This is a genomic window from Psychromonas sp. (genome assembly GCF_047632995.1).
In the GTDB taxonomy this organism is placed as follows: domain Bacteria; phylum Pseudomonadota; class Gammaproteobacteria; order Enterobacterales; family Psychromonadaceae; genus Psychromonas.
Map to the genome: position 1 here is coordinate 1 of NZ_JBLIEK010000119.1, position 10,812 is coordinate 10,812.

The 10,812-nt window shown below is 41.4% G+C and carries 12 protein-coding genes; 8 read left to right on the top strand and 4 right to left on the bottom strand.

Annotated features, from left to right (window positions below; all coding sequences use genetic code 11):
• Positions 1 to 2 precede the first annotated feature (2 nt).
• The 4 genes from rpsP to rplS are packed head-to-tail and all read left to right on the top strand — an operon-like array spanning position 3 to position 1,970.
• Positions 3 to 251, top strand: coding sequence for a 30S ribosomal protein S16 (gene rpsP, locus ACJAT7_RS15595; RefSeq protein WP_415227724.1), 249 nt, complete (start codon positions 3 to 5; stop codon positions 249 to 251).
• Between the two features lie 24 nt (positions 252 to 275).
• The gene (gene rimM / locus ACJAT7_RS15600) at positions 276 to 803 is read left to right on the top strand and encodes a ribosome maturation factor RimM (protein WP_415227725.1); all 528 of its coding nucleotides are present in this window, start codon (positions 276 to 278) and stop codon (positions 801 to 803) included.
• Positions 804 to 822: 19 nt separating this feature from the next.
• Entirely contained in the window at positions 823 to 1,569 is a 747-nt protein-coding gene (gene trmD, locus ACJAT7_RS15605; protein ID WP_415227726.1) for a tRNA (guanosine(37)-N1)-methyltransferase TrmD, read from the top strand.
• A gap of 41 nt (positions 1,570 to 1,610) precedes the next feature.
• On the top strand, positions 1,611 to 1,970 hold the full coding sequence (gene rplS, locus ACJAT7_RS15610) for a 50S ribosomal protein L19 (RefSeq protein ID WP_415227727.1): 360 nt from the start codon (positions 1,611 to 1,613) through the stop codon (positions 1,968 to 1,970).
• Positions 1,971 to 2,162: 192 nt separating this feature from the next.
• On the opposite strand, the gene ACJAT7_RS15615 is transcribed toward rplS, so the two are convergent.
• The gene (locus ACJAT7_RS15615) at positions 2,163 to 4,073 is read right to left on the bottom strand and encodes an ATP-binding protein (RefSeq protein WP_415227728.1); all 1,911 of its coding nucleotides are present in this window, start codon (positions 4,071 to 4,073) and stop codon (positions 2,163 to 2,165) included.
• A 248-nt stretch (positions 4,074 to 4,321) separates the two neighbouring features.
• Here ACJAT7_RS15615 and hldE point away from each other — a divergent pair, with 248 nt between their 5' ends.
• From hldE to ACJAT7_RS15630, 3 genes are all read left to right on the top strand, one after another.
• Positions 4,322 to 5,752 carry a bifunctional D-glycero-beta-D-manno-heptose-7-phosphate kinase/D-glycero-beta-D-manno-heptose 1-phosphate adenylyltransferase HldE gene (gene hldE / locus ACJAT7_RS15620; RefSeq protein ID WP_415227729.1) on the top strand — a complete coding sequence of 477 codons (1,431 nt, stop codon included), beginning with the start codon at positions 4,322 to 4,324 and terminating at the stop codon, positions 5,750 to 5,752.
• A gap of 338 nt (positions 5,753 to 6,090) precedes the next feature.
• Positions 6,091 to 6,822, top strand: a complete 732-nt coding sequence (locus ACJAT7_RS15625; RefSeq protein ID WP_415227730.1) for a glutathione peroxidase — start codon at positions 6,091 to 6,093, stop codon at positions 6,820 to 6,822.
• A gap of 111 nt (positions 6,823 to 6,933) precedes the next feature.
• Entirely contained in the window at positions 6,934 to 8,385 is a 1,452-nt protein-coding gene (locus ACJAT7_RS15630) for a dihydrolipoyl dehydrogenase (protein WP_415227731.1), read from the top strand.
• A gap of 19 nt (positions 8,386 to 8,404) precedes the next feature.
• Here the strand turns inward: ACJAT7_RS15630 and ubiA are convergent, their stop codons facing one another.
• Together ubiA and ACJAT7_RS15640 are read right to left on the bottom strand one after the other, a co-directional pair.
• Entirely contained in the window at positions 8,405 to 9,268 is an 864-nt protein-coding gene (ubiA, locus tag ACJAT7_RS15635; RefSeq protein WP_415227732.1) for a 4-hydroxybenzoate octaprenyltransferase, read from the bottom strand.
• 10 nt (positions 9,269 to 9,278) lie between these two features.
• Positions 9,279 to 9,836: a chorismate--pyruvate lyase family protein gene (locus ACJAT7_RS15640; protein ID WP_415227733.1), complete on the bottom strand. Its 558-nt coding sequence runs from the start codon at positions 9,834 to 9,836 to the stop codon at positions 9,279 to 9,281.
• A gap of 115 nt (positions 9,837 to 9,951) precedes the next feature.
• Here ACJAT7_RS15640 and ACJAT7_RS15645 point away from each other — a divergent pair, with 115 nt between their 5' ends.
• Positions 9,952 to 10,365 carry a flagellar basal body-associated FliL family protein gene (locus ACJAT7_RS15645; RefSeq protein WP_415227734.1) on the top strand — a complete coding sequence of 138 codons (414 nt, stop codon included), beginning with the start codon at positions 9,952 to 9,954 and terminating at the stop codon, positions 10,363 to 10,365.
• Positions 10,366 to 10,403: 38 nt separating this feature from the next.
• Here the strand turns inward: ACJAT7_RS15645 and ACJAT7_RS15650 are convergent.
• A partial coding sequence (locus ACJAT7_RS15650) for a rhomboid family intramembrane serine protease (RefSeq protein ID WP_415227735.1) occupies positions 10,404 to 10,812 on the bottom strand: 409 nt, incomplete at its 5' end.

Sequence of the window (10,812 nt, forward strand, 5' to 3'; positions counted from 1 at the left end):
ATATGGTAACTATTCGTTTAGCTCGTGGTGGCGCTAAAAAACGCCCATTCTACCAAGTGGTAGTAACTGATAGCCGTAGCCCGCGTGACGGTTGTTTCCTTGAAAGAGTAGGTTTTTTTAACCCTACTGCACAAGGTAAAGCAGAAAAATTACGTTTAGATACAGATCGCATCAACCATTGGGTTGGTCTTGGCGCACAGCTGAGTGATCGTGTTGCTAAATTAGTAAAAGACAACGCTGTAGCTGCATAATTGCAGTTTGGTGAGGAGAATTAGGTGAGCGAAAAAGCAGAGCCAATTGTAATGGGTAAATTTGGTGCGGTTCACGGCATCAAAGGCTGGTTAAAAGTCCACTCCTACACCGATGATGCTGAGAGTATTTTTGAATATAAGCCACTGTTAATGAAATCAAAAGGACAGTTTCAAGAAGTTGAGATAACGGATTGGAGACGTCACACTAATGGTTTTGTTGCAAAAATAGTAGGATTTGATGTCAGAGAAGAAGCGCAAGCCTTAGTGGGTTTGGAGCTGTTCATTGACCCCAAAAGACTTCCTGAATTGGAAGATGATTTCTACTGGCGCGATTTAGTCGGGTGTCAGGTTAAAACTGACAAAGGTTACGATCTAGGTGTTGTCACCGAGATGATGCAAACAGGCTCAAATGATGTGCTTGTTGTTAAAGCCAACTCGAACGATGCTTTTGGACAAAAAGAACGGTTAATTCCGTTTATCGAACAGCAAGTAATTTCTAATATAGATATTACAAACAAATTAATTGAAGTTAATTGGGAAGCTGATTTCTGATTGCCCTGGGAGAAAAGCGATGTGGATTGGGGTTGTAAGCCTCTTCCCGGATATGTTCCGGGCCATTAGCGAAAATGGGGTGACAGGTCGAGCGGTAAAAAATAACCTGCTATCAATACAATGTTGGAATCCGCGTGATTTCACATTAGATAAACATAGAACGGTCGATGATCGTCCCTATGGTGGCGGGCCTGGTATGTTAATGATGGTACAACCTTTACGGGATGCTATTTTAACTGCCAAACAGGCTGCCAAGGAAGCAGGACACGAGGCAAAGGTGATTTACCTTTCTCCTCAAGGACAGCGTTTAGATCATTGTAGCGCGCAATCATTATCAAGCATCGATGCTTTGATTTTGGTAGCTGGACGTTATGAGGGTGTAGATGAGCGTTTAATAGAAAGCCTGGTTGACGAAGAATGGTCAGTCGGTGATTATGTTTTAAGTGGTGGTGAGTTGCCAGCCATGATTTTAATTGATGCCGTGGTACGTTTTGTGCCGGGTGTTTTAGGTCATGTGTTATCAGCCGAGCAGGACTCCTTCGCGGATGGATTGCTTGATTGCCCACACTATACGCGTCCTGAGGTGTTAGAGGGGAAGCAAGTGCCAAGTGTATTATTGAGCGGTGATCATGAAAAAATTCGTCTTTGGCGATTAAAGCAATCACTGCAACGCACGAAATATCGACGTCCTGATTTATTAAACAACCTAGCTCTGACTGACGAGCAAGCTAAATTGCTTGCTGCACTGGAAAGTGACTCCAACTAACCAGCGATGTTATTGGCTAACTAGGTAACAAAGGTATTAAAATGAGCAATATTATACAAGCAATTGAAAAAGAACAAATGCGTACTGATATCCCTAAATTTTCACAAGGTGATAATGTCGTTGTACGCGTTCGCGTAAAAGAAGGTGAAAAAGAGCGTTTTCAAGCATTTGAAGGTGTTGTTATCGCTAAGCGTAACCGTGGTTTACACTCAGCTTTCACAGTTCGTAAAATCTCGTCGAATGGTGAAGGTGTTGAGCGTGTATTCCAAACTCACAGCCCAATTGTAGGAAGCGTTGAAGTTAAACGTCGCGGTGTGGTTCGCCAAGCTAAACTGTACTACTTACGTGAACTTACTGGTAAAAAAGCTCGTATTAAAGAGAAGCTTGGTAAGAAGAAGTAATTTTTTGTCAGATTGCTATATAGCAAGGCCTCTTTAGATTGGCTTTTGCTGAAAAAGCTCGCAGATTGCGAGCTTTTTTTTTAGCTGTTAATTAATATAAAAGGTCAATCTCTTCTTCTAATTACCCCTGCATCTTTATCGACAGTATTTTGTTCTAGAAAAATAGAGATAACAGCACTATCGCTTGGCTATTCAAGAGCAATTTTTACTTTCTATATGCGGGTTGAAAACTGGCAGCGTGACGATAAAACGGCTAAATTTACCGACTTCAGACTCAATCTCTATAAATCCATTGTGGCAGTTAATAATCTGCGCGCAGATGGTCAAACCAATACCTAAGCCAAAATTACCTTCTCTTTTAGTGGTGTAATTTAGCTCAAATATTTTAGCTTTGATATGGTCAGGAATGCCAGGACCGTCATCTTCGATAATGACCTGAATACTGGGATTTTCATCATAGGGCAGGTTTACCGTCGATATTTTAAGTAAACCTTTACCGTCTGTAGCATCAATCGCATTGGAAATAATATTGGTCCAGACTTGCTGTAATTCAATCGGATGGCAGTCAATATCGGGTAAATCTTGATACTCTTTAATAACGTTATAGTTTTTCAGTCTGTTTTCAAAAATAATCAGCGTTTCTTCTAACCCCTCGTGGATATTGGTGGGAGCGGATCTCTCGCTATCTTGCCCTGCATAGTGTTTTAAGCTCTTAACTAAATCGGCAATACGTGCCGCGCAGGCATTGCTGTTGCGCAAAATAGTGCCTGCCTGATGATATTTACTTAATAGCGAAATGGTTTCTTGGAAATTTAGATTATTTGCAAGCGGGATATTTAAATTATCTAAATTCATATTCACTAACTGTTTAGCCAGTTTTTTATCTTTGATGGTTGCCTGTAGTATGTTTGTGCGTTGACGAATTTCTGAAGTAGAAAGGGGGATCAGGGTTAAGCCTTGGCGCAATGTTTTTTGCGCAAGTAAAGAAAATTCACTTCTATTATCATAGCCAATAAGCGTCGAAATAAGGCTGATTAATGTTTCTGAACCGCGTAAAATAGCGGCAACAGGATTATTAAGTTCGTGTGCAACCCCTGCCACTAATTGCCCTAACACAGCCATTTTTTCACTTTCGACTAATTGATTATGGGCAACATCCAAAGATTGCAGCGTTTCTTGCAGTGCCAGCTCAGTGGAGATGCTGTGCTGTAGGCGGCGATTGAAATTGCGTAATAAAAGATTGGTAAAGGGGGCAAGTAGTGCTGAGTTTGACTGCATTATTTGGGAAAAAATTGCGTTATCTACTTTTAAAACCTCGGTTGGAACTAAGGTTATGCCTGTGCTAAAAGCGGCTTCTTCGGTTAAAAATGACATACCTCCAACCATCGTGCCCGCTTGCATAATGGTTATATCCTGCATTTCCCCATGTGCATTACGCTTTCTAAGCAATACTTCACCTTTGGTAATAAACCAAAGAAAACGGTTTTTTTCTCCTTCTCGCGTGAGCAAGTGGTTAGCGCTATAACGGCGTCGTACATTATGCTCATCTTTCTCTTCTAATACTTTGTATAACGATTTAATGACTAAATTGGAGAGTTCAGAGTCACTGTAAAGTGAATAATCAAGAAACCTGTCTTGAAAATTTGTTGAGTTGGAAAGTTCGGGTTTATCTAATAGACAGGTTCTATCAACAATACTGTTTGGTAAATAGGTTCGCTGCTGATGGTATATTTTATAACTGCTCATTTGCGTTTGTACAATCTGGGTCAGTTCTTTCGCTTGGTAGGGGAGCTGTAAAAAATAATCTATATGCCCTTGATTAATGCATGCGGTTAGCTTCTCTATGCAAGGAGTGGCAGCATACACAATTTTACGAATTAAATTACATTGCGAGCGTTTGAAAATAGAAATAGCATCACCATCACTGAGTGTTTGAGCCGATAATATTAAGGCTATATTTTGCTTTTCTTGTAATATTAACTTTTCAGCTTGTTGTAAATTTGTTGCCTCAATAAAGGTCAAACGTGCGCTTAAGGGCAGAAGATCTTGTTTTATTTGTGCAAGACGCTGTGAATCACTATCAACGCATAATAGGGTTAGCATAAGCGGCACTCTCTCTTTTATTAAGTTATGGTCAAACTATTCGTTGAGGCGAATTACTAAGCCTGCCGTAGTTTGAGGCTAACAGTATAGGTTTCTGCTGTTTTTTTGTAAGCATCTGTTTTTCTTCCTATGATCTTCGTCAATTGTGATAATGACGAATGATTGAAAATGTGATTTTGCAGCGGTTATGATAATCTTAATGTTTATACTATCGAAAACTATTTAGATTAAAGAAGATGATAAATAACATGAAAATAACATTACCAGAGTATGAAAACGCACATGTATTAGTGGTTGGCGATGTCATGTTAGATAGATACTGGCATGGCCCGACAGTACGGATCTCTCCTGAGGCGCCTGTTCCTATTGTTAAAGTCGAGGAGATCGAAGAGCGTCCCGGCGGCGCCGCTAATGTGGCGTTAAATGTTGCGGCACTGGGTGGCAAAGCAACATTAATTGGTTTAGTGGGTGATGATGAACCTGCGCGTGCACTGGTCAAGGGATTGCAATCAGTTCATGTCACGACTGATTTTGTGACGCTCAGCGATTTTCCGACGATCACCAAATTACGCGTGTTAAGTCGTCACCAGCAAATGTTACGGCTAGATTTTGAAGAAGCGTTTCACGATGTTGATAGCGCGCCCATCTTACAAAAAATGCAAGCCAGTTTAGCGCAGCAAATGAGCGTGGTTATTTTATCTGATTATAATAAAGGTTCACTGGCTGATGTGCAGGCTATGATTCAGCTTGCTAAAAAAGCGGGTGCAAGTGTACTGGTTGATCCGAAAGGATCTGATTTTGAAAAGTACCGTGGTGCGACCCTATTGACCCCTAATTTATCTGAATTTGAAGCGGTTGTCGGGCATTGTAAAAATGAACAAGAATTAGTTGAACGTGGTTTAGCTTTAATTAAAAAATTTGATTTTCAAGCATTATTAGTCACGCGCAGTGAAAATGGCATGACCTTAATACGCGCCGGTCAGGACGCATTTCATCTGCCGACACAAGCGCAGGAAGTTTATGATGTAACGGGGGCGGGCGATACGGTTATTTCTGTCTTGGCATCGTCATTGGCAGCGGGTAGTTCATTTGAGCATGCCTGTACGTTAGCAAATGCTGCTGCGGGAGTTGTTGTCGGTAAAATTGGTACATCAACAGTCAATACCATTGAGCTGGCTAATGCGGTTTACTCTCAGCAAGAGATAGGTTTTGGTGTGTTGTCGCAGGAGCAGTTAAAACTTGCTGTTAAGCTGGCTCAGCATCGCGGTGAAAAGGTGGTGATGACCAATGGTTGTTTTGATATTTTACATGCCGGGCATGTTTCCTATTTAAATACGGCTCGCGAACAAGGACAACGCTTGATCGTTGCGGTAAATAGCGATCAGTCAGTACGAAATTTAAAAGGTGAAGGGCGTCCGGTAAATCCGGTGGATCGCCGTATGGCTGTATTAGCTGGACTCGGCGCTGTCGATTGGGTAATTGAATTTTGTGAAGAGACGCCGCAACGTTTAATTGCAGATATTTTGCCCGATCTGCTCGTTAAAGGTGGTGATTACAAACCTGAAGAGATAGCCGGCGGCGCTGAAGTGATTGCTAATGGTGGTGAGGTGCGTGTTTTACAGTTTGAAGAGGGCTGTTCAACGAGCGAAATCATTAAAACTATTCGCAATGAGCGTTAAGAGGAATATCCTCAGTCATTGTTCTGTTAACAGGTAATGCTAAGTCGGCCTTGCATTTTTCGCAACTCACCTCTAAAGTTAACTGCTTGTTTAACAAGCAGTTCATCTTTATCTCACATAAGTCATTATTTGAACCGTATAAAATTTTTTTACTATTAAATTTTTTACTATTAAATAGTAATCATCAGCAAAACCGATTGATGCGATAATTACAAACGATTTTACCTATTAATAATTTGTGTCCATAATTACTGCATCGAAACAAGTTAACGGCTTGTTCAAACTAAAAGATAAGCACAATACTTTACAAATTTAATGTTAATTATTAGGAGCAGAAAATGTTAGAAAATATTGAAGGTCAAAGAGTCCCAACAGTTACTTTCCCAACTCGCCAAGGCGATCAATGGGTAAATATTACTACAGACGAACTATTTGCAGGCAAAACAGTCGTGGTTTTTGCTCTGCCCGGTGCTTATACACCCACCTGTTCTTCAGCACATCTGCCTCGTTACAATGAATTGGCTGGGGTATTAAAAGGCAATGGTATTGATGATGTTATCTGCCTGGCCGTTAATGATACCTTTGTTATGAATGCTTGGCTTGCCGACCAAGAAGCTGAAAATATCACAGTAGTGCCAGATGGTAGCGGTACTTTCACCGAAGGTATGGGAATGCTGGTTGATAAAAGCGATCTCGGTTTTGGCAAACGCAGCTGGCGTTACAGTATGTTAGTAAAAGATGGTGTGATTGATAAAATGTTTATCGAGCCTAATCAACCGGGCGACCCGTTTGAAGTGTCTGATGCAGATACCATGCTTAACTACATCAATCCAAATGCAAAAGCACCTTCTGCCGTGACCCTGTTTACTAAACCGGGTTGTCCTTTCTGCGCAAAAGCTAAAGACGCTTTAAAAGAGAAAAATATCGCTTTTGAAGAGATCGTTTTAGGTAAAGATGCAACCAGCGTTAGTCTAAGAGCGGTAACCGGAGAAACAACTTTTCCGCAGTTATTCGTTGATGGCAAACACCTTGGCGATAGTGATGCAGTGATCGCTTACGTTAAAGGTTAATAGAACGGTAAAACATTACTATTAAATTAATTTTGAAGCGCATTTTCAGTAAGAAAGTTGCGCTTTTTTTTTAATAAAAATTTCATTAAGTTAAGTGAATTTGGAGTGGCAATGAAACACCTGAAAGTAGAAGTTGCAGTGATTGGCGGCGGAACAGCAGGACTTGCAGCATACCGCGCAGCCAAAGAAAAAACCGATTCAGTAGTGCTGATTGAGGGTGCACAATTCGGCACCACCTGTGCACGTGTTGGTTGTATGCCAAGCAAATTATTAATTGCGGCTGCAGACGCGGCGCATAACGCGGCTCATACTGCGCCATTTGGCGTCTTTATTGACGGTGAAATACGTGTTGATGGCCAAAAAGTGATGCAGCGGATCCGTGATGAGCGCGATCGTTTTGTTGGCTTTGTCGTTGATGCGGTGGAGGGGATCCCTGCACACGATAAGCTTTTAGGTAACGCTACCTTTACTAGTGAGACACAGTTACAGATAGGTGACCATACCTTATTAGATGCCCAGAGAGTTGTGATAGCAACAGGCTCTCGCCCTATCTATCCGGGTATCTGGAATGAGCTTGGTGACAAGTTGATTATCAATGATGACGTGTTTAATTGGACCGATTTACCAAAAACGATTGCTGTCTTTGGCCCTGGTGTGATCGGATTAGAGCTCGGTCAGTCATTACATCGCTTAGGGGTGAAAGTATTGATGTTTGGTATGGGCGGACAAGTTGGCCCGTTTACTGATCCTAGCGTGATGGCGTATGCGCAAAAAACATTTTCTGAAGAGTTTTATTTAGATGCGGATGCCCATGTAAAAACCATGTTGCGTAAGGGCGAGTTGGTTGAAATTACTTATCTAGATAAGCAGGGCGAGGAGCAAGTTGTCGAAGTTGAGTATCTATTAGCGGCGACCGGGCGTTTTCCCAATATTGATAAGTTAGGCTTGGATAAAATCACCATTGAAAAGGATGCACGTGGCGTGCCGATTGCAGATCCTTTTACCATGCAAACATCGGTGCCTTCTATCTTTATAGCAGGGGATGCCAGCAATCAAATTCCACTGCTTCATGAAGCGGCGGATCAAGGAAAAATAGCGGGCAGTAACGCAGCGGTATACCCCAACATTCGCGTGGGATTACGCCGTTCACCCATTGCTGCCGTTTTTACCGATCCTCAGCTTGCCATGGTGGGGTTAACTCATAAACAGGTTAGCGCTAAGTATACTGGATGTAACTGTTTTGAAACTGGGACTGTTTCCTTTGAGGGGCAAGGTCGTAGCCGTGTTATTCTGAAAAACAGAGGGCTGCTGAATATTTATGGTGAACATGGTACCGGGCGTTTTTTAGGTGCAGAAATGATTGGCCCGCAAGCCGAGCATCTCGCACATCTTTTAGCATGGGCACATCAAAATAGAATGACCATTGCACAGATGCTGGAGATGCCTTTTTACCATCCGGTGATAGAGGAAGGCTTGCGAACTGCTTTGCGTGATCTCAATGCTAAATTGAAACTCGGCTCTATGATGATTAGCGAATGTATGGAATGTGGACCGGGCTGTTAACAAACTGCTTGAAAATGAGTTACAAATAACTTAAAAAAAGCGCGATAAAAATAATGAACCCCACATAGTTATTATCTAAAAAGGCTTTAAAACAAGCCTTTTTATCACGCTCTTTTATCATCATCTGCTGCTTAATAAATAAACCTAAAACTGCACATACCCCACTGAAATAGATCCAACTTAACGATTCTATCCAACCTAATAAAAGCAATAAAAGCAGACAGGAAAGCTGTAACAGAGCGACGATTAACGTGTCATATTGGGCAAATAATATAGCCGTTGATTTCACGCCAATTTTTAAATCATCATCCCTGTCGACCATCGCATAAAGCGTGTCGTAAGCAATTGTCCAAAGAATATTAATCACAAATAGAAGCCAGACAACAGGTGGTAATTGATCTGCTTGTGCCGCATAGGCCATTGGAATCGCCCAGCTAAAAGCGACACCTAAGATAAACTGCGGAAGATAGGTAATGCGTTTCATAAAGGGGTAGCAAAATGCCAGCAAAATAGCGACAATTGAAAGCTCAATGGTTAGCTTGTTCTGCGTTAGCACTAACAAGAAGGCAAGAATAACGAGTGTTAAAAACAGCGCAATAGCATCCTTGTTGCTGGCTCGACCCGATGGCAGCGGACGCTGTTTAGTACGTTCAATAAAACCATCAATATTTCTGTCCGCAAAATCATTAATCACACAACCGGCACTGCGCATTAGCAGTACCCCTGTCGCGAATACAAGCAAGATTTCCAAATCTGGAAAACCTTGCGCTGCAATCCACAGTGCCCATAGCGTTGGCCATAACAGTAACAGCGTGCCGATCGGCTTATCAATACGCATCAGTTGCGCATAAGCGTGTAATTTTTTTTTGCAGAAGTAACTCATGCTAAATCGCTCATCTTAAATAGATAGTTGCAGCGGGTAAAAATAGTTCACTCACTAACAGGGGATTATCATTTAGATAAAAAAGAGAACGCCTTGCCCAAAGCGGATGATCGTAATTTTGCTTGAACTCAGGGGAGATGGGCGCCAGCATTGATTTATCTGTCAATTGTGCAATTTCAATTGCCCCCCGTTTCATACTCGGATCTTGAAACAATATGTTACCCAGCGATTGCGAACCGATCTCTGCCAGTTGTGCTTGCTGCTCTGTTAGAGTGCTAAGTGGAATTTCTGTTTGCGCAAAAACCACTGGAAGGTTATCGCAATATAAAAAAACTTCGCGGACGAGTATTTTCGTTTCATTGCTGAAATAGCCGGAAAGTGAATGATCGGGGACGTTTACTATTGTTTGCTGCCTGACTTGAACGGAAAACTGTCGGCATAAGCGTTCTAATTTTTTAGTTAGCGAACGCTTATCATATAGCCATGACGCTATTTTTTCGGGACACTGTTCAGGTTTGATTTCAACAAGCCAAGGTATTGAGCCAAGCGGAAACAGGTGAGTGAGCATAGTGACCTTTAATTATGGATGTTTTTTTTAACTCGCGAAGAGGAAAAAGTACAAATATTTTGCTATTGTAGCACTCACAAATTGAATTGGTCATCTTTGTTAAAAGGAAATAATCATGTTTAAAAAAGCGCTATTTTGTGTGCTTTGCTTCTCTCTCTTCTCCACAACGCTCTTTGCTGATGAGGAGGTTACTGAGGAAATAAAAGATGATTATCAGTATTTCTTAATTGAGCCTGATATTATCACTAATTATATTAAACCCGGTAAACGAATCGGTTTTGTGCGAGTCACTGTAGAATTAATGGTGATCTCAAAAGCCAACTATGCCGTATTGGAAAACCATGAGCCACTGATTCGGGATAAAATTATTACCATATTCGGTGAGCAAAATGAAGATATGGTAAAATCAGTGACTGATCGAGATAATATTCGCCAACGTTGTTTAGTCGAAATAAATGATCTGTTATATGCAGAAACTGGTACAAAACCTGTTGAAGCTCTGCTCTTTACCAAATACTTGTATCAGTAACCGCCAACCTTCTAATTCCGGCTGCTTAGCCGGAAACATTACACTTTGATCCTTGAAAAAATAACGGCTAAAGCCAATCCTGCCAGCAAGCCAATTAGATGGGCATAGTTAGCGACATTAACCGGTAATATATTAACAAATCCCAACCCTAGCCAAGCAAGTAAAAATAAAAAATAGGCGTTGGGTAAATTAACCTTGCTACTTTTATTTAATAAACCAAATAACCAGCAGTAACCAACCAAAGCATAAACAACACCGCTTAATCCGCCAAAATAGGGGCTAACTAAATAATATTGCGCAAGGTTAGATGCTCCTGCGCTAAACAGGAAAAGTCCGATTAAGCGTAGTTTGCCATGCTCTTTTTCAACAACACCAGCCAATTGCCACCACCAAAGTAAGTTAAAGACGAGGTGGAGAAGACTGAAATGTAAAAAGGCAGGGGTTATA